Origin of the sequence: Kitasatospora sp. NPDC004745, assembly GCF_042873275.1 — a bacterium.
Taxonomy (GTDB): domain Bacteria; phylum Actinomycetota; class Actinomycetes; order Streptomycetales; family Streptomycetaceae; genus Kitasatospora.
Window position 1 is genome coordinate 12,847 of the sequence record NZ_JBIALK010000021.1, and the last position, 26,839, is coordinate 39,685.

General features: G+C 75.3%; 22 protein-coding genes. 6 read left to right on the forward strand and 16 right to left on the reverse strand.

What is annotated here, in order from left to right; all coding sequences use genetic code 11:
• Positions 1–3: 3 nt before the first annotated feature.
• Positions 4–510 carry a MarR family transcriptional regulator gene (locus ACFYUY_RS28340; protein WP_360212968.1) on the reverse strand — a complete coding sequence of 169 codons (507 nt, stop codon included), beginning with the start codon at positions 508–510 and terminating at the stop codon, positions 4–6.
• A gap of 203 nt (positions 511–713) precedes the next feature.
• Here ACFYUY_RS28340 and ACFYUY_RS28345 point away from each other — a divergent pair, with 203 nt between their 5' ends.
• On the forward strand, positions 714–2,288 hold the full coding sequence (locus ACFYUY_RS28345; protein WP_387904807.1) for an MFS transporter: 1,575 nt from the start codon (positions 714–716) through the stop codon (positions 2,286–2,288).
• A gap of 340 nt (positions 2,289–2,628) precedes the next feature.
• Positions 2,629–3,414, forward strand: coding sequence for an alpha/beta fold hydrolase (locus tag ACFYUY_RS28350; protein WP_360212972.1), 786 nt, complete (start codon positions 2,629–2,631; stop codon positions 3,412–3,414).
• Between the two features lie 92 nt (positions 3,415–3,506).
• Here ACFYUY_RS28350 and ACFYUY_RS28355 read toward each other — a convergent pair whose 3' ends face one another.
• The 5 genes from ACFYUY_RS28355 to ACFYUY_RS28375 all read right to left on the reverse strand — a co-directional run bounded on the left by ACFYUY_RS28355 (position 3,507) and on the right by ACFYUY_RS28375 (position 6,912).
• Positions 3,507–4,025 (reverse strand): hypothetical protein, encoded by a 519-nt coding sequence (locus ACFYUY_RS28355; protein WP_360212974.1) that lies wholly within the window; start codon positions 4,023–4,025, stop codon positions 3,507–3,509.
• Positions 4,026–4,027: 2 nt separating this feature from the next.
• Complete coding sequence (pth, locus tag ACFYUY_RS28360) at positions 4,028–4,648, reverse strand: aminoacyl-tRNA hydrolase (protein ID WP_360212976.1); 621 nt, start codon at positions 4,646–4,648, stop codon at positions 4,028–4,030.
• A gap of 257 nt (positions 4,649–4,905) precedes the next feature.
• Positions 4,906–5,538 (reverse strand): DUF305 domain-containing protein, encoded by a 633-nt coding sequence (locus tag ACFYUY_RS28365; protein WP_387905000.1) that lies wholly within the window; start codon positions 5,536–5,538, stop codon positions 4,906–4,908.
• Positions 5,539–5,642: 104 nt separating this feature from the next.
• Positions 5,643–6,308, reverse strand: coding sequence for a DUF3105 domain-containing protein (locus ACFYUY_RS28370; protein ID WP_360212978.1), 666 nt, complete (start codon positions 6,306–6,308; stop codon positions 5,643–5,645).
• Between the two features lie 103 nt (positions 6,309–6,411).
• Positions 6,412–6,912, reverse strand: a complete 501-nt coding sequence (locus tag ACFYUY_RS28375; protein ID WP_387904811.1) for a hypothetical protein — start codon at positions 6,910–6,912, stop codon at positions 6,412–6,414.
• Positions 6,913–7,311: 399 nt separating this feature from the next.
• Between ACFYUY_RS28375 and ACFYUY_RS28380 the strand changes: the two genes are divergently transcribed.
• Entirely contained in the window at positions 7,312–9,114 is a 1,803-nt protein-coding gene (locus ACFYUY_RS28380) for a hypothetical protein (RefSeq protein WP_387904813.1), read from the forward strand.
• A gap of 687 nt (positions 9,115–9,801) precedes the next feature.
• Here the strand turns inward: ACFYUY_RS28380 and ACFYUY_RS28385 are convergent.
• The 4 genes from ACFYUY_RS28385 to ACFYUY_RS28400 form a co-directional block, all read right to left on the reverse strand.
• Positions 9,802–10,401, reverse strand: a complete 600-nt coding sequence (locus tag ACFYUY_RS28385; protein ID WP_360212984.1) for a TetR/AcrR family transcriptional regulator — start codon at positions 10,399–10,401, stop codon at positions 9,802–9,804.
• A 158-nt stretch (positions 10,402–10,559) separates the two neighbouring features.
• Positions 10,560–11,606: an agmatine deiminase family protein gene (locus ACFYUY_RS28390; protein ID WP_360212986.1), complete on the reverse strand. Its 1,047-nt coding sequence runs from the start codon at positions 11,604–11,606 to the stop codon at positions 10,560–10,562.
• A gap of 32 nt (positions 11,607–11,638) precedes the next feature.
• Complete coding sequence (locus tag ACFYUY_RS28395; protein ID WP_387904817.1) at positions 11,639–13,354, reverse strand: urease subunit alpha; 1,716 nt, start codon at positions 13,352–13,354, stop codon at positions 11,639–11,641.
• On the reverse strand, positions 13,351–14,061 hold the full coding sequence (locus tag ACFYUY_RS28400; protein ID WP_387904820.1) for an urease subunit gamma: 711 nt from the start codon (positions 14,059–14,061) through the stop codon (positions 13,351–13,353). The genes ACFYUY_RS28395 and ACFYUY_RS28400 overlap by 4 nt, the downstream gene beginning before the upstream one ends.
• Before the next feature lie 532 nt (positions 14,062–14,593).
• Between ACFYUY_RS28400 and ACFYUY_RS28405 the strand changes: the two genes are divergently transcribed.
• Together ACFYUY_RS28405 and ACFYUY_RS28410 are read left to right on the forward strand one after the other, a co-directional pair.
• On the forward strand, positions 14,594–15,109 hold the full coding sequence (locus ACFYUY_RS28405; RefSeq protein ID WP_360212990.1) for an ATP-binding protein: 516 nt from the start codon (positions 14,594–14,596) through the stop codon (positions 15,107–15,109).
• Between the two features lie 376 nt (positions 15,110–15,485).
• Entirely contained in the window at positions 15,486–17,786 is a 2,301-nt protein-coding gene (locus ACFYUY_RS28410; RefSeq protein WP_360212992.1) for a SpoIIE family protein phosphatase, read from the forward strand.
• 102 nt (positions 17,787–17,888) lie between these two features.
• Here ACFYUY_RS28410 and ACFYUY_RS28415 read toward each other — a convergent pair whose 3' ends face one another.
• From ACFYUY_RS28415 to ACFYUY_RS28435, 5 genes are all read right to left on the reverse strand, one after another.
• Positions 17,889–18,926 (reverse strand): DUF2637 domain-containing protein, encoded by a 1,038-nt coding sequence (locus tag ACFYUY_RS28415; protein WP_360212994.1) that lies wholly within the window; start codon positions 18,924–18,926, stop codon positions 17,889–17,891.
• Positions 18,927–19,140: 214 nt separating this feature from the next.
• Positions 19,141–20,076, reverse strand: coding sequence for a (2Fe-2S)-binding protein (locus ACFYUY_RS28420; protein WP_387904824.1), 936 nt, complete (start codon positions 20,074–20,076; stop codon positions 19,141–19,143).
• 166 nt (positions 20,077–20,242) lie between these two features.
• The gene (locus ACFYUY_RS28425) at positions 20,243–21,085 is read right to left on the reverse strand and encodes a hypothetical protein (protein WP_360212998.1); all 843 of its coding nucleotides are present in this window, start codon (positions 21,083–21,085) and stop codon (positions 20,243–20,245) included.
• Positions 21,086–21,286: 201 nt separating this feature from the next.
• Positions 21,287–22,147 carry a hypothetical protein gene (locus tag ACFYUY_RS28430; RefSeq protein WP_360213000.1) on the reverse strand — a complete coding sequence of 287 codons (861 nt, stop codon included), beginning with the start codon at positions 22,145–22,147 and terminating at the stop codon, positions 21,287–21,289.
• Positions 22,148–22,309: 162 nt separating this feature from the next.
• Positions 22,310–22,921 (reverse strand): NTP transferase domain-containing protein, encoded by a 612-nt coding sequence (locus ACFYUY_RS28435; RefSeq protein ID WP_387904827.1) that lies wholly within the window; start codon positions 22,919–22,921, stop codon positions 22,310–22,312.
• Between the two features lie 146 nt (positions 22,922–23,067).
• On the opposite strand from ACFYUY_RS28435, the gene moaA reads away from it, so the two are divergent.
• Positions 23,068–24,063 (forward strand): GTP 3',8-cyclase MoaA, encoded by a 996-nt coding sequence (gene moaA, locus ACFYUY_RS28440; RefSeq protein WP_387904829.1) that lies wholly within the window; start codon positions 23,068–23,070, stop codon positions 24,061–24,063.
• A gap of 103 nt (positions 24,064–24,166) precedes the next feature.
• Here the strand turns inward: moaA and ACFYUY_RS28445 are convergent, their stop codons facing one another.
• Positions 24,167–26,740, reverse strand: coding sequence for a glycosyltransferase family 39 protein (locus tag ACFYUY_RS28445; protein ID WP_387904831.1), 2,574 nt, complete (start codon positions 26,738–26,740; stop codon positions 24,167–24,169).
• Positions 26,741–26,839: the final 99 nt, after the last annotated feature.

A 26,839-nucleotide genomic window follows, 5' to 3' on the forward strand; every position in this document is an offset into this window, starting at 1 on the left:
GGTTCAGCCCTGGTCGGTGGCGGCGCCCGGGTCGGCCAGGGCGAGCGCGAGCTGTTCGAGGGCGGGCAGGGCGTGCACGACGGCTTCGCGGTCGGCCGGGGCGAGGACGTCGAGGGCGGCGGCGATGCGGCGCTCGTGGGCGCGCTGCCAGTCGTCGAGCTGGCGCCGCCCGGCCGGGGTGAGGGCGATCCGGGCGGTGCGGCGGTCGCCGGGGTCGGCCTGGCGGTCGACGAACCCGGCGTCGAGGAGCTTGCCGACCAGCCCGCTGACGGTGTTGGGGGCGAGCCGCTGCCGGGCGGCGAGTTCGCCGACCCGCAGGGGTGCGGCGGACAGGGTCTGGAGGAGTTCGACCTGCGCCATCGGCAGGGACTCCCACGGGTAGTCGGTGCGGATGCTGCTGCGCAGGGCGCGGCGCAGCCGGGTGACGGTGTCGGTGAGCCGCCGGGCGTGTTCGACCGCCGTTCCGGGAGGTTCGGTGGCGGGGTCGGGAACGTGTGGTGACGACGGCATGGCGGACAGCGTATCCCCTGGTACGAGGGGGTCCGGCAGCGCTGTCCGACGTCGGGCGCCGGCGCCGGGGGTGGCGCGCGGGGCGTCCTCCGGGGCGCCCTCCCGGGCGTCGTCCGGTGGGTCGTCCGGTGCGTCGCCCCGCTGTCTGTCGCAGGGCGATCGGCTCGCTCAGGGAACATGTCTGCGTCCGATATATTCGTGGCATGAACGCCACCGCCCTCGCCGCGCGGCTGCTCACCGAGCGGCCCCGGCCCCGGGGCATAGCCGGTTGGCGCCACGCCCACTGGCTGGCCGTCGGCACCGTCTGCCTCGGCGCCTTCCTCGGACAGCTCACCGCCAGCGTCACCGCCCTCGTCTTCCCGGCCCTCGGCCGGCACTTCCACGCGGACTTCGCGGCCGTCGAATGGGTCGCCCTCGCCTACCTCCTGGTCCTGGTCGCCCTGCTCGCCCCGATCGGGTGGCTCTCCGACCTGGTCGGCCGCAAGACCATGTACCTCGGCGGCTTCGCCGTCTTCGCCCTGGCCTCGCTCGGCGCCGGACTCGCCGGCAGCCTCGGCGAGCTGGTCGCCTTCCGGGGCGTCCAGGCCGTCGGCGGCGCCATGATGCAGGCCAACAGCGTCGCCCTGGTGGCGCGCGGGGTCCCGGAACACGCGATGCGGCGCGCCCTCGGCATCCAGGCCGCCGCCCAGGGCCTCGGCCTGGCCCTCGGCCCCAGCCTCGGCGGGCTGCTGGTCGAACACGCCTCCTGGCGGTGGGTGTTCTGGATCAACGTGCCGATCGGCGTGCTCGGCATCCTCGCGGGCTGGTTCCTGCTGCCCCGCACGCGGAGCACGGGCACCGGGAGCGGGGCAACCCCGGACCCCGGGACGGTGTCCCGCTCCCGCGCCGCCGGCCCCTGCGCGGGCCGACCCGTTGCCGGCCGACCCCTTGCCGACGGACCGGCCGCCGACCGGCCCCGCGTCGGCCGGCCCCGTCCGAAGCGGTCCGCGCGGGCCGAGGACGGCCGCTTCGACCTGCTCGGCCTGCTGCTGCTCACCGGCTCCACCACCGCCCTGCTGCTCGCCCTCTCCACCGCCTCCGGCCTGCCGCTGCCCGGCTGGGCCGCCGCCGCGCTGCTGCTCACCGCCGCCGTCCTGGCCCTCGCACTGGTCCGGCAGGAACGGCGGGCCTCCCGGCCGATCCTCGCCCCCGGCCTGGTCAACACCCCGGGGGTGCGGTCCGGGCTGGTGGTCTCGCTGATCGGCTACCTGCTGCTGTTCTGCCCGCTGGTGCTCGGCCCGGTACTGCTCACCGGCGCGGGCGTGCCGGTGTCCCGGGCGGGCCTGGTGATCACCCTGCTGCCCGCCGCGTTCGCCGTCGCGGCGACGGTGGGCGGCGCCCTGCTGCCGCGCACCTGGTCGGACGTCAGCCGCTGCCGCGCGGGCGCGCTGCTCGCCGGTGCCGGTCTGCTGCTGTTCGGCCTGCTGCCGACCACCGCCGTGGGCGCGGCCGTCCCGCTGCTGCTCGCCGGCTACGGGCTGGGCCTGCTGCTGCCGGCCAACAACGCGCTGGTGATGCGGGCCGTCCCCGCCCAGTGCTCGGCGGTCGGCGGCGGGATGGTCAACATGGCGCGCAGCCTCGGCACCGCGCTCGGCACCGCGCTACCGGTACTCGGCGTCCACCTGGCCGGTACGGCCTCCGGGGGCCGGGCGGTGCTGCTCACCCTCGCGGCCGTCGCCGTGGCCGCCGCCGCCCTGACCCGCCCGGCCCGCCCCGCACGCGCCGCGCGCGTCGCCTGAGGCGTGTTGCCCGGCTCGTCATGCCCCCGCGACCGGGACCGGCCCTTCGCGGCCGGCCCGTTGTGTCGTCGATGACGGACGGCCGCTGCGCGGGGCCGCGGAACGGTTCCAGGCCGCACCCCACCTCGCCGCCTTCCTCATCCGGTCGCCGCGACGAGGAAGGAGACACGCCCCGGCGGCCCGTCCCCTGCGTCCGAGTCCGAGTCCGTGCCTGTGCCCGAGTCCGTGCCCGTGCCTGTGCCTGTGCCTGTGCCCGAGTCCGTACCCGTGCCCGTCCCCGCGTTCGCGTGCCCGTGGTAACCGGGTGACACCTGCGCAGCTGTCCTGAGATCATCTGCGGATGTCGATCATCGCCGACGAGCTCGGCCACCTGTTCTACACCGTCGACGGTGACGGTCCGCCCGTCGTGCTCGTGCACGCCGGTGTCGCCGACCACCACATGTGGGACGCGGTCGTGCCCGCGCTCGCGGAGCGGCACACCGTCATCCGGTACGACCTGCGCGGCTTCGGCGAGTCCGCGATCCCGAGCGGGCCGTTCAGCGAGGCCGACGACCTGCTCGGCCTGCTGGACCACCTCGGCCACCAGCGCGTCCGGCTGGTCGGCGCCTCCTGGGGCGGCCGGGTGGCGGTGGACTTCGCCCTCACCCACCCGGACCGGGTGCACTCCCTCGCCCTGTTCTCCGCGCCGTGGCCGCGGTACGGCTGGTCCGAGGACATGGTCCGCTACGACGAGGCCGAGACCGCGGCGCTGGCCGCGGGCGACGTGGACGCCGCCGTCGAGGTGAACCTGGACATGTGGCTGCGCGGGCCCGCCCGCGGGTGGGACGAGGTCGCGGAGGGGCTGGCCGACCGGCTCCGCGGCCCGCTGCGGACCTCGCTGGTGAACCAGGAGGCCGTCGGCGCGCACTCCCGGGGCCCCTCGAACGGTGACATCGCCACCCTCGCCGTCCCCGCACTGGTGGGTGTCGGCCGGCTCGACGTCGCCGACTTCCAGGACATCGCCCGCCGGTACGCGGCCGGGATCCCCGGTGCCTCCCTGGTCGAGTTCGCCACCGCCGCCCACCTCGTCGCCCTCGACGCCCCCGCCGAACTCGCCGCGGCACTGGAGCCGTTCCTCGCCCGCTGACACCGCGCCGCCCCGCAACCGGCGGGGCGGCCGACCAGCCCCGGGTGGCCGCCCCAGGCCCCGGCCGGCACCGCGGGTGGGCGGTGGTGGGCTCAGTCGTCGGCCGCGACGACGAGGGTGATCCGCCCGGCCGAGCGGTCGACGAGCACGAACTCGTGGAACTCGCCGTGCACGCCGCCCCAGTCGTGCATCGCCCCGGCGCCGAGCTCGCCGAGGTGGTGGATGCCGTCGGCGGTGGTCAGGCGGTCGAACACCTCCTGCCGCAGGGCCGCCTCCAGCCCGGCGGGCCGGCCGCGGGCCGGGCCCACCCACTCCTGCAGGATCCGTACGGCCTGCTGCTCGCGGATCGGGTCGTAGCGGTCCGGAGTGATCGACCGCAGCCAGTACGGGCCGTGCCGGAGCCCGTCCGGCAGAACTCCACCGCCCGCGTAGTCGTCCCGGAACTGCTCGTGCCCGATCAGCGCGGCGAGCAACCCGCTGTCGTCCGGGCACTCCGCGGAGAAGCCGAACCGCTTGATGTCGACCCACCGGAACCCGTGGTCCTTCGGATCCGGGAGATGGTGCCGGAAGTTGACGAACGCGCTTCCCTCGTGAACGAGCCCCTTGGCCATGCCTAGGAGACCGGGCTTTCACGCCCGGACGGGAGCCGGGCGTCCGTCCGGACGTTCAGGGTGTCCTGGGCGCGGTTGAGTCCGAGCCGGACGAGCGTCTCCAGCGCGTCGGCGCAGCGGTCCAACACGCCCGGCAGTGCGGCCTGTTCCTCGTCGGAGAACCTCTTCAGCACGAAGTCCCCGACGGACTGGCCCTTCGGCGGTCGCCCGATGCCGAAGCGCAGCCGGACGAAGTCGCGGGTGCCGAGCACCTCGCCCACCGAGCGCACCCCGTTGTGGCCGCCGGGGCCGCCGCCGCGCTTGAGCCTGCCCGTGCCGAACGCGAAGTCCAGGTCGTCCTGCACGACCACCAGCTGCGCGGCCGGCACGCCGTGGCGGCGCAGCAGGGCGGCCACCGGGCGGCCGGACAGGTTGATGAACCACTGCGGCTTCGCCAGCAGCACCCGGCGGCCGTCCACCTCGATCTCCGCGACCTGGACGCCGATCCCGCGCCGCCGGAACCGCGCGCCGTGCCGTTCGGCCAGCCGGTCCACGGCGAGGAAGCCCGCGTTGTGGCGGGTGAGGCGGAACCACGGGCCGGGGTTGCCCAGTCCGGCGATCAGCCAGGGGGTGTCGGTGGTCATCCGGTCTTCTCCAGGGGGTGACGGAGGTCGTCGTGGCGGGCCCGGTCGGCTGCCGGCGGTCGTGCCGCCGGGCGTTGCGGACGCCGGGGTCGCGGACAGCGGGGTTGCGGACAGTGGGGTTGCGGACGCCGGACGGCCGGGGTCGCGGACAGCGGGGTTGCGGACAGTGGGGTCGCGGACGCCGGACGGCCGGGGCGCGGTCCGGACGGTACGGGACCGTCGGCCGCACCCCGGCCGTCCGGGGGCGAGCGGGTGGGTCAGGAGGAGGGGACGCCGGGGGCGGCGCCGCGCTCCTTGAGCATGTCGGTCATCAGCTGGATCTCCGAGCTCTGCGCCGTCACCATCGACTGGGCGAGCCGCTTCTCGGAGTCGTTCCGCGCGACGTCCACGTAGCCCTGCGCCATCTCGACGCCGCCCTTGTGGTGCTCGATCATCAGCTGCAGGTAGTAGACCTCGGCGTCCCGGCCGCTGAGCGAACGCAGCTTCGCCAGTTGGGCGTTGGTGGCCATGCCGGGCATCAGCGAACCGTCGTGGGCCTGGTAGTCGTGGTCCATCCGCATCCACGCCATCGGCTTGTCGGTCGAGTGCTGCGGCAGCCCCCACTGGTCGAGCCAGCCCATCATCATCCCGCGCTGGTTGGCCTGGGTGTTGATGACGTCGAAGGCCAGGGTCCGGGTGGCGTCGTCGCCGGTGCGGTCCCGGACGATGAACGACAGGTCCACCGCCTGCTGGTGGTGGGTCGCCATGTCGCGGGCGAACCCGGCCTCGGGCGAGTCGTTCGCCGGGACGGCCACCGACGCGGTGCCGGACGCCGAGGTGCCGCTCGCCACCAGGGCGGGCACGCCGAGCGCCAGCGCGAGCGCGGCGGCCAGCGCGGCCGGCCACCACAGCCGGCGGCCCGCGCGGGACTGCCCGGCGCCGTCCGCGGACTCCGCGGACGGCCCGGCCGCCTCGGACGGCTCCGCCCCCTCGGGCAGGTCCGAGCCGGCGGCGGTCACATCTGCCCCATGGTGCAGGAGGCGCCCGGCTCCTGGGTCTGCTTGCCCTGGACGTACTTGGTGAAGAACTCGTTCACCCGGGGGTCGCCGGCGCTGTCCACGACCAGCTGGGTGCTCCAGGCGTTCAGGGTGATGGTGCCCTTCTCGTCCGGGTAGGGGCTCATCAGCGAGTACGGGGTGGCCTTGACCTTGTCGGAGAGGGTCTTGACGTCCTCCGGGGTGGCCTTGCCGTTGTACGTCACCCAGACCGCGCCGTGCTCCAGCGAGTGGACGGCGCGCTCGTTCTCGACCGGCTGGTCGTAGACGTGGCCCATGCAGTCCAGCCAGACCGCGTTGTGGTCGCCGCCGACCGGCGGGGTCATCGGGTAGGTGACCTTCTCCTTGACGTGGTTGCGGCTCAGGTCGCCGAAGGTCTGCACGCCCGGGATGTCCGCGTTGGCGGCGGCCTCCTTGTCCTTCTTGGACTGGTTGGCGTCCATGATGATCCAGGTGCCGGTGGCGATCGCGCCGATCACCAGCACGCCGGCGGCGACCGAGGCGATGATCTTGTTGCGGCGCTCGCGGCGCTGCTCGGCGGCGCGCAGCTCGGCTATCCGGGCGCGGCGGTCGGTCGTCCCGGCCTTGCCGGAGGTCTTGTTGGACTGCTTCGAGGCGGAACCCATGGTGGTTGTCCTTGTCCCCGCCGCGCGGTGCTGGGGCGCGGCGGTCAGCTGAAGAGGGGAGGAGGGGCGGATCCGCCGGCGGGTGCCGGGCGGTGGGTTCCGCTCAGGACCGGTGTACTTGCAGCTCGTGCAGATCGGGCGCCGGATGCGGGCCGTCCAGCAGCCCGGCGGGCACCACCCTCGGCAGCGCCTCGGGCGCCGGCGTGAGCGGTGACACGGCCGGTTGCGGCTGCGGAGGGGGGTTTGGCAGCTGGGCGTCCTGGGCGCAGTACGGGTGGCTGGAGCAGCCGTTGTCGCGGTGCGGCGGTTCGCCGTCGGCCGTGCACCAGGTCCAGTGCCGCTGCTGTTCGGCCCGCTGGCGCTGCTCGGCGGCCGTGGGGGCCGGGCCGGTGCGCGGGGCGCGGTCGACGGAGACGGCTGCGGTGACCGCGGCGGTGACCGTCGACGGCGCCGGATGGACGCCCGCGCCGACCGCCTTGGCCTGGCCCGCGCACGGCAGCACGGTGAGCAGGGCGACCAGCACCAGAACCCACAGCGCACCCACCGGGCGGCCCGCCGGTGCGGCCCTCCCCGGTCGGGGCGAGCTGGGGGCCGACGCGGTCATGCGCACATTTAATCAGCCGAACGAGTGAAGCGATGCCCCTCCTCGGTCCCCATTTTCGGCCGTCCGTGGACCCGAACACCCCGGAAACGCCCTGCTCCGGGCACATCCGGCAAGCGCGGACGGAACGGTCGTGGGCGCAGTGGTGAACCCCGGGGCGAACCCGTCGCCGAACCCGCTGGTGAAGCGCTGGTGGCGCCTCCGGCGACGCCGCGGGGGAGGGCTGCGCCCCCTGCCGTCGACACCGCCATGAACATGCTGGTGAGCGCGGTGGCCGGGAACGCTCCGGTCGCTGACCGGTTGTCGCCGAAACCCGGACAGCGTCGTTGCACTCGGAGACAATGACGTCGAGTCCGGCCCCGCCGGGGGCGGCGCGACCACGGACCGACCAGGAGCCGCCAGATGAGCAAGCAGGGTGCACCCGCACAGCCGCACCGGCCGGAGGACGGCTGGTGGGACGAGGTCTACGAAGGCCCCGCGGGCACCCTCCCCGACACCCCGCGGGCGGACGCGGGTGCCGGGAGCGTCGACGACTGGTTCGCCACGGCGGCCGGCCTCATCGGACACCAGCGCACCGCCGAGCCGGAGCCGGAGCCGGAGCCGGCGTCGGACGCCGCGCCGGAGCTCGCGTCGGCTTCCGTGCCGGTGCCGGTGCCGGTGCCGGAGTCGGAGTCGGGCCCCGGGCCGGAGCGAGTCCCTGTGGCGACGGTGGCAGCCGCGGCGGAGTCGGTCGAGGCTCCGACCGCGGGGCGCGAACCGGAACCGGAAGCCGTCCGGGAGCCCGAGACCGAAGCGGCCCCGGACCCGGCCCCGGACGAGCTGTTGGAGCGGGACAGCATCGACGACTGGTTCGACACCGCGATCGGCGTGATCGGCCAGCCGCGCACCCCGGCCGAGACCCACCGGTTCCCCGCCCCGTCCTTCGCCCGGGACGCCCCCGCCCCCGCGCCGGCGCCGGCATCCGAACCGGCGCCGCCCACGGTGACCCTGGAGAAGCCGGCCCCCGAACCCGCCGAACCCCGAACCGGGGCCGACCACGCCGCCCAAGACCCCGTCCCGGAACCCGAACCGCAGCCCGTCCAAACGCTTGCCCCAGAGCCGGAGCCGACCCCCGCTCCAGAGCCGGAGTCCGAGCCGGCCGACGCCTCCGAACCCGAGCCCGAACCCGAGCCCGATCCCCGACTCGAGCCCGAAACCGACCCCGACCCCGGCCCCGACACCCTCGCCACGGCCATCGCCACCGCGACCATCCCGGACCTGCACCCGTCCCCCCGACCCGCCCGCGCCACCGACCGGCCCACCGTGCCGCACGTCGGCGAACGCCCGCCGACCTACGGCCCGGAACCGACCGCCGTGCCGGAGACGGACCCAGGTGCGCTCGGGGCGCTCGTGCCCGACACCGCCCTGGAGGGCGCCCAGTACGGGCAGTCCGTGCTGCGCGCGGTTTCCGTACGCGGCGACTCCGCCCGCTACCGGGGCGAGCCGCGCCGGGACACCTTGCTGATCACCCGGTTCGGGGACGGCCCGGACGGGCTGCTGCTCGCGGTGCTCGGCGGCTTCGAGCGGACGGGCACCGCCGCGGACGAGGCGGTCTCCGCGCGCGCGGTCGCCACCGCCACGAGCGAGGTGTGCCGACAGTTGGCCGCCGCGATCGGCCGCAGCCGGGAGGGACTGGCCGCCGACCTGCGCGACTGCGCCCGCGACCGGCTCCGCTACGGCCTCCAGCGGCTGGCCACCAGCGCCGTCGCCCCGCTGCGCGCCCTGGCGCCGCGGGAGACGGGGGATGCGGGGGCGGACACGCCGTCCCCGGCGGCGCTGCACTGCTTGTTGATGTCCCTCGACCCGGCGGCCGCCTACCGGGCGGCGTTCGGGATCGGCCCGGGCGGGCTCTACCTGCTGCGCGCCGGCCACTGGATCGACGCCTATGCGGCGAGACTGCTGCACCATCCGGAGGGCCAGCAGCCGCCGGAGGAACCGCGACCGTTCCGCTTCCGGCTCGTCCCCGCGACCCCGGGCGACGTCCTGCTGCTCTGCACCCCCGGCCTGGCCCGTCCGATCGCCGACGAGCCGGCCGTCGCCCACTTCCTGGCCGGCCACTGGGCGCACCCGCACCCACCGGGCACCGTCGACTTCCTCCGTCAGGTCCAGGTCCGTGCCAAGGGCTACGCCGACGACCGCACCGCCGCAGCCATCTGGACCGAATGACCGGACCGAGGCCACGGGCCTCCGAGAAAATCAGTAGACCGACCGACATATTCTTCCCGCTGCGACATGGACCACAAGCCGCGGCCACCCGGCACCACACCCGCACCCGCATTTGCATCCGCGCCACGGCCGCACGGCCGCACGAGAAGTCGGCGGGCCCGACTTCTCGTGCGCCGGCTTCACTCCCACGCCCCGCGCCGTCGCGACATCTGTAGACCGGTCGACATATTTTCTTGGCCCGGGGCGCCCACTCCGGCCCGGGCCCGGCCCTGCGGTGCGGCTGCGCAGGAAGTCGGCCCGGCCGACTTCCTGCGCGCCGACCGCGGCCCTGCTGGGACTGAATCTGTAGACCGGTCGACATATTCAAGCTGCGGGGCGCGCGGGCTCGGATGGCCGGGGCGCAGCCGCACAGGAAGTCGGCGGGTCCGACTTCTCGTGCGCCGGCTCCAGCTCCCACGCCCCGCGCCGCCGCGGCATCTGTAGACCGGTCGCCATATTCATGCCGAGCGCGGGGGGTGCCCGTTTCGGGCTCGGGTGTCCTTGGTGTGGGTCGTCGCGCAGGAAGTCGGAGGGGTCGACTTCTGGCGTGCCAGGCATCTGTTCGTGTCCGCGATGGAATCTGTAGACCGGGCGACATATTTTTCCCCGCGGAGCTGCCGCCGTGGCGTCAGGGGGCCCCGTGTGCGGTCAGTTGCGCAGGAGGATGGTGGTGACGGCGGTGGCCTGGGTGAGGGCGGCGGGGTGGTGGTGGCCGGGGAGGCCGATGGCGAGGGGGACGGAGAGGCCGTCGAGGAGGGCGCGGATCTGGGTGGCGCGGTCGGCGGTGGGGCCGGGCGTGAAGTGGCCGGTGGCGGCGCCGTCCTCGATGAGGGCGACCAGGTCGGCCTGCCAGGGCGCCTCGATCTCCTGCTGCCCCTGGCGGATCTCGGCACTGGCGGGCGAGCGCCCCCACACCTCGACCCAGAGGATCCACCGCGGATCGCCCGGCCCTTCGGGCAGGTAGAGCCGCAGGTAGGCGTCGAGCCGCTGCCAGGGGTCGCGGGTGCGGTCCGCGAGGGCGTCGCGGCGGCGGGTGCCGAGCTGGTCCTCGCTCCAGCGGAGCGTCTCCAGCAGCAGCTGGTCCTTGCTGCCGAAGTAGTAGAGCAGGTGTCCGGCGCTCATCTGGAGCTGCTTGCCGAGCCCGGCCATGGTGAGTTTGGCGAGCCCGTGTTCGGCGATCGCGGCCCTGGCGGTGGCGAAGACCTCCTCGCGGGGGCGTGCCGGCCGGCGCGGGCGGGGGTCCGCCATGTGAGTCGCTCTCCCTAGGTGGGACGGGTCGCTGGGAAGTGTCGCTGGGAAGCGCCGGGAAGTGTCGCGGGGACGGGGCGCTGGGACGGGCCGGTGCGCCACCGGAGCGGGCCGCGGGGGCCGCGCTCCGGTGGCGCCCAGCCAGCCGGAGCCGTGCGTCAGAGGGCCTTCGGCTGCTGCTGGGTGATGCAGTGGATACCGCCGCCGTTGGCGAAGATCCCGCGGGCGTCGACGAGTTCGACGGTGCGCCCCGGGTAGGCGCGGCCGAGGACGGCCGCGGCCTCCTGGTCGCGCGGGTCGTCGAAGGCGCAGAGGACGACCGCGCCGTTGGCCACGTAGTGGTTGATGTAGGAGTAGTCGACCGGCTCGCCGTCCTCGTCCAGAAGGACGGTGGGGGCGGCGAGTTCGATGACCTCCAGGGGGCGGCCCTGGGCGTCGGTGGAGTCGCGCAGGATGGCGACGAGCTCCTGGCAGACCTGGTGGTCCGGGTGCGCCGGGTCGGGCTGGACGTGGGCGACGACGACGCCGGGGCGCACGAAGGAGGCGACGATGTCGATGTGTCCGCGGGTGCCGAACTCGTCGTAGTCGCGGGTGAGCCCGCGCGGCAGCCAGATGGCCTTGGTGGTGCCGAGGAAGGCGTGCAGCTCGGCCTCGACCTCCTCCTTGGTCCAGTCGGAGTTGCGGCCCTCGCCGAGCTGGACGGTCTCGGTGACGAGCACGGTGCCCTCGCCGTCGACGTGGATGCCGCCGCCCTCGTTGATGAGGCGGGAGGCGAAGCGCTGGACCCCGGTGAGTTCGCTGATGTGCTCGGCGATGTGCTGGTCGTCGTCCCAGCGCGCCCAGGACTGCGCGCCCCAGCCGTTGAAGATCCAGTCGGCGGCGGCCAGCGAGCCCTTGCCGTCGATCAGGAAGGACGGGCCGATGTCGCGCATCCAGGCGTCGTCCAGCGGGCGTTCGACGATCTCGACCTGCTCGGAGACGTACTTGCGGGCCTCGGCGCTCTCGCCGGTGTTGACGATCAGCGTGACCGGCTCGTACCGGACGATGGTGTTGGCGACGGCGGCCCAGGCCTCGCGGCCCGCGTGCAGGTTCTCGGGGGTGTCGAAGGTGGGGTTGGTGGTGGGGAAGGCCATCCAGGTGCGGTCGTGCGGGTGCCACTCGGCGGGCATCCGGTAGCCGAGGGAGGCGGGGGTGGGCGTGGTCATCTGGCGTTCCTTCAGGGGAGGGTGGGGGCGGGTCAGAGGAAGTAGAGGCGGCTGAGCGACACGCTGTCGGCGGGTTCGGAGCGCAGCGGCGCGCCGTCCAGCGAGACCAGTCCGGTCTCGGTGACCTCGACGTGGCCGGTGCGGGCGTTGCGGACCATGTCGCGCGGGCCGATGCCGCGGGTGCCGCGGACGCCAACGCGGCGGCGGCGGGTGGGCAGTCCGTCGGCGGGGCGGTCGAGGTAGGCGCCGTCGGCGGCGGCCTGGGCGACGAAGGCGACCGAGATGTCGGCGGCGGTGGCGCCGTGGGCGCCGAACTGCGGTCCGAGGACGAGGGGTTCGCAGCGGTCGGTGGAGGCGTTGGGGTCGCCGACGACGCCGTAGGCGGGGAAGCCGGCCTTGAGGACGAGCTGCGGTTTGGCGCCGAAGTGGTCGGGGCGCCAGAGCACGATGTCGGCGAGCTTGCCGACCTCGATCGAGCCGACCTCGTGGGCGAGTCCGTGGGCGATGGCGGGGTTGATGGTGAGCTTGGCGATGTAGCGCAGGACGCGCTCGTTGTCGTCGCCGCTCTCGACGGTGCCGTAGCCGCCGTCGAGGGCGCCGAGTTCGGCCTTCATCTTGCCGGCCATGGCGAAGGTGCGGCGGACGGTCTCGCCGGCGCGGCCCATGCCCTGGGCGTCGGAGGAGGTGATGCCGATGACCCCGAGGTCGTGGAGCACGTCCTCGGCGCCCATGGTGCCGGCGCGGATGCGGTCGCGGGCCATGGCGGCGTCGCCGGGCAGGTCGACCTTGAGGTCGTGCGCGGAGACGATCATGCCGAAGTGCTCGCCGAGTGCGTCCCGGCCGAAGGGCAGGGTGGGGTTGGTGGAGGAGCCGATGACGTTGGGGACGCCGGCCATCTTGAGGACGTTGGGGACGTGTCCGCCGCCGCAGCCCTCGATGTGGAAGGCGTGGATGGTCCGGCCCTCCAGCACCTTGAGGGTGTCCTCGACGGAGAGGCACTCGTTCAGTCCGTCGGTGTGCAGGGCGACCTGCACGTCGTACTCCTCGGCGACGCGCAGCGCGGTGTCCAGGGCGCGGGTGTGGGCGCCCATGTCCTCGTGCACCTTGAAGCCGGAGGCGCCGCCCTCGGCGAGGGCCTCGACGAGCGGCGCGGCGTCGGAGGAGGAGCCGCGGCCGAGGAAGCCGATGTTGACCGGCCAGGCGTCGAAGGCGTTGAAGGCGTGCCGCAGCGCCCAGGGGGAGTTGACGCCGACGCCCCAGACGGGGCCGAACTCCTGGCCGATGATGGTGGTGACGCCGGAGGCCAGCGAGGCCTCCATGATGCGCGGCGACAGCAGGTGGACGTGGGTGTCGATGGCGCCGGCGGTGGCGATCATGCCCTCGCCGGAGACGATCGTCGTGCCGGTGCCGACGACGACGTCCACGCCGTCGAGGGTGTCGGGGTTGCCGGCCCGGCCGATCGAGGCGATCCGCCCGCCGATCAGGCCGATCGAGGTCTTGCGGACGCCCTGGACGGCGTCGATCACCAGGACGTTGCTGATCACCACGTCGCAGGTGTCGCGGACGGCGGCGGCCTTGAGGTGCAGGCCGTCCCGGGCGGTCTTGCCGAAGCCGGCCAGGAACTCCTCGCCGGGTGCCTGGGAGTCGGACTCGACGCGGACGATGAGGCCGCTGTCGCCGAGCCGGATGCGGTCGCCGGCGCGCGGGCCGTGCACCGCGATGTAGTCGTGGGGGGTGATCGCGGTCACGACGGCACCTCCGAGTCGTCGAAGCCGGTCAGGTAGCCGGTGGCGCGGGCCTTGGCCAGGGCGGCCTCCTTGGCGCCGGGCGCGTCGAGCGGGCCGTCGACCAGGCCGGCGAAGCCGATGGCGACGCGGGCGCCGCCGATCGGGACGAGGCCGACCTCGACGGTGGCGCCGGGGTCGAAGCGCACCGAGGAGCCGGCCGGGACGGCCAGGTGGGTGCCGTAGGCGGCGGCGCGGTCGAAGGCGAGGCGCGGGTTGGCCTCGAAGAAGTGGAAGTGCGAGGTGACGGAGATCGGCACCCCGGAGGTGTTGTGGACGGGGAGCACCACCGTCTCCTCGACCGGGTCGTAGCCGGCGCCGTCGCCGATCAGCGCGCCGCCGGGGGCCTCGTCGCCGAGGGAGCCGGCGCCCTTGAAGGGGTCGTTGACCACGGCCAGCCGGGTGCCGTCGTCGAAGACGGCCTCGACCTGGACGACGGTGACGACGTCGGGCACGCCGGGCAGCACGTCGGCGGCGGTGAGCACGCTGCGGCCGGCCTCGATGGCCTCGGCCAGGCGCCGGCCGTCGCGGGCGGCCTCGCAGACGGTGTCGGCGATCAGGGCGGTGGCCTCGGGGACGTTGAGGCGTACGCCGCGGGCTCGGCGGGCGCGGGCCAGCTCGGCTGCTGTGAAGATCAGCAGCCGGTCCCGCTCGGTGGGGGTCAGTCGCACGGTTCCTCGCTCGCGGTCGCCGGGGGGAGGGGGGTCGGCTTCGGAACGATGTTAGAACGTCGTTCAAACATCTCGGGTCATTGAACCCGGAGCACGCCGCCCTGTCCAGCGTTGCTCCTCCGGAGAGGTTCGGCTCGCCGGGCGCGCGGCGGGGGTGAGACCGGGGGCGGCGGGGGTGAGACCGGGGCGGCGGGGTGCGGGCGGGCGCCCGGTCCGCCGCGGGGCCGGGCGCGCGGCGGGGGTGAGACCGGGGGCGCGGGGCGGGGCGCCCGGTCGCAGTGGGCGCCGGGTGTGCGCGGGATCGGGCGGGGGCGGGTTCGAAAACAGCCTCTGCGCTTCGCAAACCCGTCCGGCGCGGGCAGTTGGATCACGTGAACCCTCCCGTGCCCCTTTCACCCCACGTGATCGGACGCACACTGTTGCAAACGCCGTCAGCTGGGCATGAGGATGAGTGGTCAGATCGGAAGGGCCACCCGGCCGGCGGGGGATCCGGAGGCGGGGGCCCGGGTTTCGAGGGCGGGGGCATGTGGTGATGGACGGTCAGTCGCGATTCCCGCGGCAGCGGACGAGTTCCGGCGACGCCTACCGGTCCGGGCCGGCGCGGGGTCCGGCCGCCGGCACCGGGACGACCCTGCCGGGTGCTCCGGCCCCCGGCTGCGCGCTGCACCGCCGGCTCCACCTGACGCTCGACCCGGCCGACCTCGTCGCGGTCGGCTCGGTCCGGCGGCGGCTGCGGACGGCGCTGGACCACTGGGGGGTGCCGGAGCTGTCGGACACCGCCGAGCTGCTCTCCTCCGAGCTGGTGACCAACGCCCTGCTGCACACCGGCAAGGGCGCGGTGTTCGATGCGGTGCTGGGGTCGGACCACCGGCTGCGGATCGAGGTGCAGGACGGCGCGAGCAGACTTCCCGGCCGCCGCCGGGATCCGGACGCCGAGTACGCGACCTCGGGGCGCGGCCTGATGCTGGTGGAGGCGCTCGCGGACGCGTGGGGCGTCCAGCTGCGCGGCGAGGGCAAGGTCACCTGGTTCGAGCTGGCCCTGCCCTGAGTCCGCCCGCCCGCCGCCGGGCCCGCCGGCCCCACCGGCCGCACTCACCGACCCGCCCGGCGGCCACGCCCGTCGGCTCCCGCGCACCCGGCCCACCGCCCCCGTCGGCAACCCGTTCGACGGCGATTCATTCGCCGTCGAAGGAAGCCCTGAACAGAAGGCGGAACGGAAGATTTCCGGCCCGTTGCCATTGCCGCTGGGCCGAACATCGCCCAGGATGGTGGGAATGTGTGTCCACGTGCGGGAAGCAGCGGGGAGACCGAACCTCGACTGAACACCGTCCGTCGACACCGTCCGATCCAGCACCACCCCTCACATCGCCACGCGGCCCGTCCGGACGGTCGGTGCGGTCCGCCACGGCAGCGGCAGGAGCAGCATGCCCACTGAGCCCGAGTCGTCGGGGCCGGCGCTTCCTCCCGGCGCGTCCGCCGTCGAGCACCAGGCCACCACCGCCACCACCGCCCCCGCGGGCCCCACCACGGCCGGCACCGGCCGGGCGAAGCCGCCCGCGCAGGCGGCGCGCCGGCACTCGCTGCGGACGGCGCCCGGGATCGCCGCCGGGCGGCTGGCGCCGGTGCTGTCCGGCGGTCTGCCGCCCTCCTCCGCGGACTCCATGCCGGACTGGCTGGAGCCCGCGATGGCCGCCAACGGCATCGGCTCCTTCGACTGGGACATCCGCCGCGACGTCCTGGAGGGCGACCAGCGGGCCTGCGCGATCATCGGCCTGGACACCATGGACCAGGGCCGCTTCGACCGCACCGCGGGCTCCTTCCTCGCCCTGCTGCACCCCGAGGACGCGCCGGTGGTGCGCCGCCGGGTCGAGCGCGCGGTCGCCGAGCTGGGCCAGTGCGGCGCCTACTACCGCACGGTCGGGCCGAACGGGTCCATGCGGGCGGTGCGCTTCCGCGGCCGGGTGCTCGCGGACGCCTTCGGCCGGGCCTCCCGGATGGTCGGCTTCGTCTGGGACGCCACCGTGGAGCTGCACAAGCGCGACCGGGCCGACCGGATGGCGCTGCTGCGCGAGGAGCGCTCGCGCTTCATCAAGGAGGCGGCGCGCGCCCTCTCCGAGGCGGTCACCGTCCGTGACGTCGCCCGGGTGTTCACCGAGCTCCCGCTGCCCGGACTGCCGCCGGACGGCCTGGTGCTGGCCTCCTTCGAGGCCGGCCGGGCGCGGATCCTCGGCGCCTCCGGCTACCGGGCGGACGCGCTGGCGGTCTGGGACCGCACGGTCCTGCCGGCCGGCCACCCGGCGGCCGAGGCGCTGCGCCACCGCACGCCGGTCTTCATCGCGACCCGCGAGGGCTTCCGGGAGAACTACCCGCAGGTGTGGGAGCCGACCAGCCGCACCGGGCGCGGCGCCTGGGCCTACCTGCCGCTGGTGGCCAGCGGCCGGGCGATCGGCGTCTGCGTGGTCAGCTTCGACGACGAGCGCGAGCTGGACGCGGACGAGCGCACCCTGCTGACCACGCTGGGCGGGCTGGTCGCCCAGTCCCTGGCCCGGGCCCGGCTGCACGACGCGGAGCACGAGCTGGCCGCCGGCCTGCAGCGGGTGATGCTGCCGCGCACCGTGCCGTCCGTGCCGGGGGTGACCACCGCGGTGCGCTACCTGGCGGCGGGCTCGGGCCTGCAGATCGGCGGCGACTGGTACGACGTGGTCCCGCTGCCCGGCGGCCACGTCGGCCTGGTGATCGGGGACGTCCAGGGCCACGACGTGCACGCCGCCGGGATCATGGGCCAGCTGCGGATCGCGCTGCGCGCCTACGCGGCCGAGGGGCACCCGCCGGCCGCCGTGATGGCCCGGGCCTCCCGGTTCCTCGCCGACCTGGACACCGACCACTTCGCGACCTGCACCTACGCCGAGGTCAACGTGGACTACGGCGTGGTCTACGCCGTCCGGGCCGGCCACCTCGACCCGGTGGTGCGCCGCGCCGACGGCACCGCCGCCGTGGTGCCGGTGGCCGGCGGGCTGCCGCTGGGCATCGACCCGGACCAGGAGTACCGGGTCACCCGGTTCAGCCTGGACCCGGGCGAGACGGTGCTGCTCTGCACCGACGGCCTGGTCGAGGCGCGCGGCATGGACCTGGACGAGGGCGTCGCCCGGCTGACCAGGGCGCTCGCCCGGCCGCTGCCGGCGGCCGCCGAGTCGGCCCGCGACCCGCTGGAGGAGCTGGCCGACCGGATCGCCTCGCAGGCCGCCGACTCCAGCGAGCGCGAGGACGACATAGCGCTGCTGCTCCTGCGCTGGGACGGCCCGGCGGGCGGGCTGGCCGCCCAGCAGCTGCGCCGCCGGATCGGCCAGGCCGACCTGGCGCGGATCGCCGAGGTCCGGGCCGAGCTGCGGGACGCGCTGCGCCGCTGGGGCGTCGCCGAGTTCATCGACACCGCCGAGCTGCTCTCCTCCGAGCTGGTCACCAACGCGATCCGGCACACCGACCGCGACGCCATGTTCACCGCCCGGCTCTACCGGGAGCCGGACGCGGACGGCGGCCGGGCCCGGCTGCGGGTGGAGGTGGAGGACGAGTCCGACCTCTGGCCGACCCGCCGGACCCCGGGGGAGCAGGCCTCCTCCGGGCGCGGGCTGATGCTGGTCGAGGCGCTGGCGGACGCGTGGGGCGTGGAGCCGCGCGGGTCCGGCAAGCGGATGTGGTTCGAGCTCAGCGGCACGCCGGCCGCCTGAGCACCCACCGGGCGACCGGGGGCGTCCGGGCACCCACGGCCCGGGCACCCGCGGCCCGCACGCGCCGGACCGCGGGGCAACCCGACCGCAGGGTACCGGCCGCTACCCGAACTGCTGCTCCAGGTCCTTGAGTTTGCGCTCCAGCGAGTCCAGCCGGGGCAGCGTCACGGTGTCCTCGTCGAGCGTCAGGTCGATGGTGCGCCGTTCCGGGCGGGCCGGCAGGCCGGGCTGCACCACCGCGCCCTCGGCGGCCTCGACCGCCGGCGGTCCGGCGGGCTGCTCCGGCTCCGGCCCGCCGGCTATGGCGGGCTCCGAGCCGGACTCCAACTGGCGTGCCCCGCCACCGCGTTGGCGCCAGGCGCTGGTGCTGCGGCTGATCGCCCGGATCTCGGCGCGCTCGCGCCTCCCGGCGAGCCGCCGGCGCTCCTTGTCCAGGGCCCGCTCCCGCTTGTCCTCACGCACCTCGTCCACCGCCTCGTCGAGGCTGCGCACGCCCTCCAGGAGCATCAGCGACCAGGCCGCGTAGGTCTCGCGCGGGGCGCGCAGCCAGCGGACGATGCGGATCTGCGGCAGCGGGCGGGGGACGAGCCCCTGCTCGCGCAGGGCGGCCCGGCGGGTCTGCTTGAGCGCCCGGTCGAACAGGACGGCCGCGGAGAGGGACATGCCGGAGAAGAACTGCGGGGCGCCGGCGTGGCCGAAGCCGCGCGGGGCGTGCACCCAGTTGAACCAGGCGGAGGCTCCGGCGAACAGCCAGACCAGCAGCCGGGAGCCGAGCGCGGCGTCGCCGTGGCTGGCCTCGCGGACGGCGAGCACCGAGCAGAACATCGCCGCGCCGTCCAGGCCGAACGGGACGAGGTACTCCCAGCCGCCGGAGAGGTTGAGGTTCTGGACCCCGAACCCGACCAGTCCGTGGAAGGAGAGGGCGGCGGCGACGGCGGCGCAGCAGAACAGCAGCGTGTACGAGGCGGCGCCGTAGAGGGACTCCTTGCGGCGGCGCCGTTCCTCGGAACGCTCCCAGGAGTCCGCCCCGCCGGCGGGGGCGCCTCCCCTGGTCCGGGCCAGGGCCACCAGGAGTGCGCTGACCAGCAGCCCAACGCCTGCGGTGACGGCCCAGCCGAGCGGTATGTCGGACAATTTCATCGCCGGAACCAGCCTCACTTTCCTGCGTCGCGTTCCTGCGTCGTGATGGCGGGGACCATCATGGCGGATGCTCGGCGGGGGAATGACCGATTCGGTGTCAATGCGCTGAGTAGAGGGATTTCTGACCCCAGTGAATTCGCATTGTCGTATGAATTCGATGCGGATTGTTCCCGGAATTCCAGGCTTTTCGGGTGCGGCGTCGTACGGGTGTGCGTCAACTCCGCGTGACGCGCGGACAGCCGCCGCACATCTCCTCGGGCCGCACGGTGTAGACGAGGCAGCAGCTGGCCCGGGCCCGGTCGGTGTCCGAAGCGCCGGTGCACCCGGCTTCCGCCGCCGCGAAACCGGCGTTCGGAGTGAAGGGGGCCGGAGCCGGAGCGGCGCAGTCCGCCGCGCCGGGCGTGCGCGCCGGTGCCTCCGGGCCCCCGTCGGCGGACGGGGGCCGCAGCAGCGCGGACAGTTCGTCGCGCGCCCGCTCCTGCTCGCCGAGCAGTCCGCCGACGTACCAGAGCCCCTCCACCACCGCGTCGGTGGCCATCGCCCACAGCACCCGCGGACCGCGCCGCACCTCCGGACGGAAGGCGGTCAGCAGTGGGGCGAGGAACGCGCCCAGGGCGCAGCGGAGTTCGGCGGCCAGCGCGGCCTCGTCCGGTACCGGGCGGGCCCGCGGCGCCCCGGCCACCGGGTCGTCCGGCAGGCAGGCGAAGGCGCCCGGACGGACGGTCAGTTCGGCCGAGCCGGCCTCGCGACGCACCGAGACGTCCGCCGGGGTGAGCAGCGGGACGCGCCGCTCCAGGAACCACGGCACCGTGAAGAGCAGGGAGACCGGCCAGACGAAGCGGTGCAGTGCGAAGCCGGCCGCGACGTCCGGGCGCAGCGGCCGGCCGTAGCGGGCGGAACCCTGCCGGGCGTCGTGGGTGATCAGTTCGCGCAGCGCCTCGGGGCGGGCGGCCAGGTCGGCGGCCGGGATCCAGCCGTCGTCGCGCCGCGGCGGGGCGCAGCGCACCCGCAGGACGGGGGCGAGCACGGCGAGCCGACGGTACGCGGCGGCGCCGGGGGCGGCCGGGTCGGGCACGGGGTCGTGGGCGTGCGCCTCGGTGGTACGGGGGGCGCGCGGCGCGACGCCGGGCCGGGTGCTGCTCGCGGACATGGGCGGGCCCCATCGGGTCGACCGGGGACCGCCCGTGGACCGCCCGGCGCCGCCCGGCCGGGCGGGGTGCCCGTCGGGCCCGGCCGGAGGAGGGCATGGCGGTGCCCGGGGAACGGCAAGGCGACCCGGCCGGGGCACTGCTCGCCCCGGCCAGGTTAGGCTCACCTTAGCTGATTGTTCCCCGGGTCTCGCGGACGATGCGTCCGTCCGGGGGAGCCCCCGGCGCGTGGACGGTGCCCAGCTGGCGTGCGAGCCACACCGGCACCCCGCCCAGCGCGTGCACCAGCCGGGCCGCCTCGGCGCGCAGCCGGGCCGCCTCGGCGGGTTCGGACACCTCCGCGAGCGCCGCGAGCGCCGGCGCGACCCCCACCGTGAACCCGAGTTGCTCGCGCAGCCGCAGCGAGGCGTCGAAGCCCTCGCGGGCGTGGCCGCGGTCCCCGCGGGCCAGCGCCAGCGCGGCCAGGTGGCGCCAGGTGTAGGAGCGCAGCAGCTCGTCCCCCCGCTCGCCGGCGCCGTCGTGCGCGCGCCGGTAGGCGATCCAGGCCGCGCCGCGGTCGCGCAGCAGGTTCTCGGCGACCAGCCCGCGCCGGAAGTCCAGCAGCGGACGGCCCGGGGCATCCGGCGGCAGCAGTGCCGAGGTGCGCCCGAGGGCGGCCTGGGCCTCGTCCAGGCGGTCCCGCGGGCCGAGCACGCTGGCCAGGTACGCCAGGAAGCCGCGGGCGCAGGCGGCGGCCGCGCGCTGCTCGGTGCCGGTCGCCAGGGCCTCGGCCAGGCGCAGCGCCTGTTCCGCCTGGGCCCAGTGGGCGGCGGTGAAGAGGCACTGTTCGATGAGGAGTTCGGCTCGGGCGAGGGCCGCTTCCGGGTCCCGTTCGGCAGCCGGGCGCAGCAGTTCGGCCGCCTCCTGCCAGCACCCCCGTGACCTCAGCCGCCACACGGTGTCGCCCGGTTCCTCCGCTGCCGCCCGCCCCCGTTCGTCCGGGCCGCTCGGGTTCCATCCGTGCTCCGACAACGCCACCTCCTTGTGTGCGCCATCCAGCAGGGCACGGGCCTGCCCCAGCTGCGCTGCCGTCAACTCCCGCCAGCATGGCGACGGCAGCGCGAAGGCCCGCGCTGTGGCGGCAATTCAACACGGGGGTGAGCTTGTGCACCAGATCACGAGCGGAGGTTCTTGCGTCGGCGGAGGAAATGATCTAGAGGGGTTCCGGTCGGGTCAGGACGTCCAGCCGGTCTCCATCAGCGCCTCGGCGGCGCCGTTCGCGGGCTGCGGCACCCCGGCCAGGTCCAGGCTGAACAGGGCGACCAGCAGCTGCTCGCCGCGCACGGTGGCCTGGTGGGAGTAGCCGGCGAGGGTGAACATGGCGGCGGCCATCTCCTCGGCGTGCAGGGTCTGCAGCCACAGGCACTCCACCGACTTCACGTCGGCCGGCTCGGTCCAGGTGTCCACCTGGGCGACCATCCGGCTGCCCAACAGGGTCACCCCGTCGCGTTCCTGGGCCTCCGTCAGCTCCAGGTCGTCGAAGCCGAGCCACTCCAGGTAGCGGGCGGCGGTGAACACCGCGTCCTGCGAGGTGCGCACCGGGTGCGGGCGGAACGGTGCGCGGTGCCGGAACGGCCTGGGCCGGCCGCCGGGGCCGGCGGAGCCGCCGGGCGGGGCGGGCACCGGTGCGCCCATCGGGTGGGCGGGGTGCGGGCGGGAGGTCTGCGGGCCGGGGGCGGCGAGCGGTCCGGCGGTGCCGCCGCCGAGCCGGGTGGTGCGGTCCACGGGGAGCCGTACGGTGGCGCCGCAGTTGCAGGTGAACTCGGGCTGCGGCCACTGGTCGGAGCGGCCGCAGTGCGGGCAGCGCATGCTCAGCCAGGAGTCCTCCCAGGAGCGGAACCGGACCTGCACCGGCACCCCGCCGCGCAGCAGCGGCACCTTCAGGGAGGCGCCGCACGGACAGGGCAGCGAGGGTGGTTCGTACAGGTGCTCCCGGCGGCAGGCGGGGCAGCGGATCGCCCGGGCGCCACCGCCCGCCCCTGGCCCTGGCAGGGCGGGGTCGTGTCCGGTGAAGTCGTCGGGCAGTCCGGCCATCGCGGGCTCCGTCCGTTCGAGTCGGGTGGTGGGACGTTTCCATGCTCCCCGAAACAGCGGGCGCTCGGCGCGGAATGGGGCAATCCTCCGGGATGGATCAGGGGTGTGCGCCCGGTCCGTGCGGGCTCCGGGTGCTTCGGGCACCCGGAGGGGCGGGAGGGGTCAGCCGGCCGCCCAGCGGGCCAGGTCGGCGGGGGTGTCCAGGTCGTCCGGGACGGCGACGTCGGCGCACTCGACCAGGGTGGTGGCCGCCCGGTGCGCGGCCAGCAGCGCGCGGGCCCCGGCGTCGCCGCGGGCGCCCGCGGCCGCCTCCGCGAAGTACCGGGCGCCGATCAGCACGGGGTGTCCGCGCCGCCCGTCGTAGGCCGCGGCGGCCAGCTCGGCACCGGCCTGGTGCGCGGCCAGCAGGCGGGCCACCGCGGCCGGGGTGACGCCGGGGGTGTCCACCAGCATCACCAGCACCGCCGACGTGCCGGGTGCCAGCGCCGCCAGGCCGGCCCGCAGCGAGGAGCCCATGCCCTCGGCCCAGTCCGGGTTGTCCACCAGCCGGCAGCCCGGCAGGTGCGCCGTCGAACGGACCCGGTGGCCCTCGGCGCCGAGCACCACCGTCACGTCCGGGCAGCCGCCGGCCCGCACCACGGCCACCGCGTGCTCGACCAGGGGCCGGCCCGCGTACCGGACGAGGGCCTTGGGCCGTCCGCCCAGGCGCCGGCCGCCGCCCGCGGCGAGCACCAGCGCGGCGACGGGGCCGGGTGGGGTCTCGGTGGTCTGCATGGGCCCAGCCTGCCCGCCCGGGCGGCCCGCCCGCAGCCGTAGGAAGCCACAGTTGTACGAATGCACAAGGCGAACCCGCAGGTCGGGGACGGTCCCCGGTGGTTCGGCCGCTGGCCCTGCGGCCCGCCAGCCCCTGTACTGGGTCGATGAACACCGCACCGCGCCCGCTGCTGGACCGCTTCGGCAGGGTCCACACCGACCTGCGGGTCTCGCTCACCGACCGCTGCAACCTGCGCTGCACCTACTGCATGCCGGCCGAAGGCCTGAACTGGCTGCCGAAGGCCGAGGTGCTGAGCGACGACGAGGTGCTGCGGCTGGTGCGGATCGCCGTCGGCCGGCTGGGGATCACCTCGGTGCGGCTGACCGGCGGGGAGCCGCTGCTGCGCCGGGGCCTGCCGGCGCTCGTCGGGCGGATCACCGCGCTCGGGCCGGAGGTCTCGCTCACCACCAACGGGATCGGCCTGGCCCGCACGGCGGTGGCGCTGCGCGAGGCGGGGCTGCACCGGGTGAACGTCAGCCTGGACACCCTGAGCCCCGAGCGGTACGCGCGGATCACGCGCCGGGACCGGATCGCGGACGTGTTCGCCGGGCTGGCGGCCGCCCGGGCGGCCGGCCTCGACCCGGTGAAGGTCAACGCGGTGCCGGTGCGCGGTGTGAACGAGGACGAGATCGTCGCGCTGGCCGAGTTCGCCCTCGAGCACGGGTACCGGATGCGGTTCATCGAGTCGATGCCGCTGGACGCCCAGGGCGCCTGGGACCGGGCGACGATGGTCACCGCCGACGAGATCCTGGCCGAACTCGGCACCCGCTTCGACCTGGTGCCGGTCGGCCGGCACGGCAACGCCCCGGCCGAGGAGTGGCGGATCATCGGCACCGACACCGTCATCGGGGTGATCGCCTCCGTCACCCGCCCCTTCTGCGGCGGCTGCGACCGGGTCCGGCTGACCGCCGACGGCCAGCTGCGCAACTGCCTGTTCGCCACCGAGGAGTCCGACCTGCGGGCCCTGCTGCGCGGCGGCGCCGACGACGACCGGATCGAGGAGGCCTGGCGGGCCACCATCGGGCGCAAGGGTCCCGGGCACGCCATCGACTCCGCAGACTTCGTCCGGCCCGACCGCCCGATGTCCGCGATCGGCGGCTGACGAGCCCCCGCGGAGGACCCGGGGAGAGGACCCGGGGAACACCGCCGCGAACACGCCCGGGGGCGCACCGCCGGCCGGCGGTGCGCCCCCGAGCGCGGGACGGTCAGGAGAGCGGGGCCGTCAGGTCGTAGAAGGTGGTGGAGCCGACCGTCTTCGCGGTGAAGTGGCTCGCCACCCAGCTCTCGATCTGGGCCGTCTCGGACTCCTGCTCCCGGCCGTCGCCCCGGCCGCCCTCGGCGCCGTTGGCACCGCCGGCCCCGAAGCCCCGGGCCGAGCCGCCGCCGATGAACCAGTGCACCTTGCCCTCCTGGACGTACTTCTGGAAGCCGGCCAGGCTGAGCGAGGGATCGGTGCCGTTGAAGCCGCCGAGGGCCATCACCGGCTTGCCGGTGGCGAGTTGGTAGCTGGCCGCGTTCTGCGAGCCGCTGGTGGCAGCCGCCCAGGTGTAGTGGTCGGCGTTCTCCTCCAGCAGGGAGGCCGCCTCGTCGCTCACCTTGGTGCCGCCGAGCAGCCCGCCCATGCCCCCGGGGCCGCCCGTGCCCCCGGGGCCGGGGAAGCCGCCCGAGCGGTCGCCGCCGTTCTGGCCGCCGTTGAACCCGTTGCCGCCGTTGAAGCCGCCGCCGTTCTGCCCACCGCCGTTGAAGCCGCCGGTGCCCCCGCCGGACCTGCCGGTGCCGTTCGCGCCGCCGCTGCCGCGCTCCCGGTGACCGCCGTCGCCGCCGTTCGGGAAACCGCCCGAGCCGTTGCCGTTGCCCGAACCGCCGCCCGGGAAGCCGCCGTTGCCGCCCTGGGCACCGCCGTTGAAGCCGCCGCCCGGGAACCCGCCGCCGTTCTGGCCGCCGCCGGTGAACCCGCCGGCACCGCCCTGCGGCGGGACGCCGTTGACGCCGCCGCCGTTCTGCCCGCCGCCGTTCTGCCCGCCCGGCAGGAACATCCGGCCGTTGCCGGCGAAGCCCTTGCCGCCGCGGCCGCCGCCGCCCGGCCCGAAGGCGCCCTGCACGGCCGGTCCGGCCGTCACGATGGAGCCGGTGTGCGGCGTGCCGACGGTGTCCACCGCGTAGGCCGCCGGACCGCCGAGCGCCGCCGCCAGGCCCACCAGGCCCGACACGGAGGCGATCCGCGCCCCCCGCCGGCCGTCGACCCGGCCCGCGAACTGCCCGGCCACCAGCGCGACCGCCGCGGCCAGGCCGCCGACCAGCACCGCCCAGCGCAGCCACGGCAGGAAGTCCCCGCTGCGCCCGAGCAGGACGAACGCCCAGACCGCCGTCACCGCGAGGGTGCCGGCCAGCACCAGCGCCCACGGCAACCGGTGCCGCGCCCGCCACAGTCCGTCCACGCCCATGCCGACCAGCGCCGCGACGGCCGGGGCCAGCGCCACCGTGTAGTACTGGTGGAAGATGCCGGACATGAAGCTGAACACCAGCGCGGTGGAGAGCAGCGCCCCGCCCCAGACCAGGAACGCCGCGCGCGCGGTGTCCGTCCGGCCGTAGCGGCGGGTCGCCCAGAGGCCGGCGACCAGCAGGATCAGTGCGGCCGGCAGCAGCCAGGCGATCTGCCCGCCGATGTCGCCGTCGAACAGCCGGGTGATGCCGGTCTCGCCCCAGCCGCGGCCGCCGCGCATCGCGCCGGCCGGTGCCTCGATGCCGGCCGGGAGCCGGCCGCCGCCGCCGACGCTGCCGGTCTCGTCGCCGTTGATCCGGCCGAGGCCGTTGTAGCCGAAGGTGAGGGAGAGGAAGCTGTTGTCCTGCGAGCCGCCGATGTACGGGCGGGCGGAGGCCGGCAGCAGTTCGACGACGGCCACCCACCAGCCGCCGGCGACCACCATCGCGGCGCCGGCCAGCAGCAGCTGGCGCACCCGGCGCCACAGGCCGGTCGGCGCGACCACCAGGTAGACCAGCGCGAAGGCGGGCAGCACCAGGAAGGCCTGCAGGGTCTTGGTGAGGAAGGCCAGGCCGAACATCACCCCGGTGAACAGCAGCCACCGGGTGCCGGCCGCCTCGATCGCCCGCACCAGCCCGTAGCCGGCCAGGGTGAGCAGCAGGGCCAGCAGCGCGTCCGGGTTGTTGAAGCGGAACATCAGCGCCGCCACCGGGGTGAGCGCCAGCGCGGCCCCGGCGAGCAGACCGCCGAGCGGGGAGAAGCGTCTGCGCACCGTCGCGTACAGCACGCCGACGGTGGCGGCGCCCATCAGCGCCTGCGGGGCCAGGACGGACCAGGAGGAGAGCCCGAAGATCCGCGCCGACAGGGCCATCGGCCACAGCGACAGCGGCGGCTTGTCGACGGTGATGAAGTTGCCGGCGTCGGAGGAGCCGAAGAACAGGGCCTTCCAGCTCTGGCTGCCGGCCTGGACGGCGGCCGAGTAGAAGGCGTTGGCCCAGCCCGAGGCGCTCAGGCCCCAGAGGTAGAGGACGGCGGTGGCGGCCAGCAGTGCCAGCAGGGCCGGGCGCACCCAGCGCGGGTCGTCCGCCCGCCCGCGCCAGGTGCGGGCGGGCAGGGTGCGCAGCCGGCCGGACCAGGAGGCGACGCCCTTGGGACCGGTGGGCGGCAGGGGTTGCTCGGGGAAGAGCGGTGCCGGGTCCGGCTGGGCGGGGTCCGGCTGCGGCACCTCCGGCGGCGGGAAGTTCGCGGCCTCGGGCCACGGGTCCCCGGCCGGAGTGGAGTAGCTGGTCGTGGTCATGCGCCATACGCTGCGTGGCGCGGCTGAGAGGAGCGTGAGACGCGGCTGTGAGGTGGGTGTGATCTCGGGACCGCGCCCCGTCGGGCCCTGCCGGAGCCC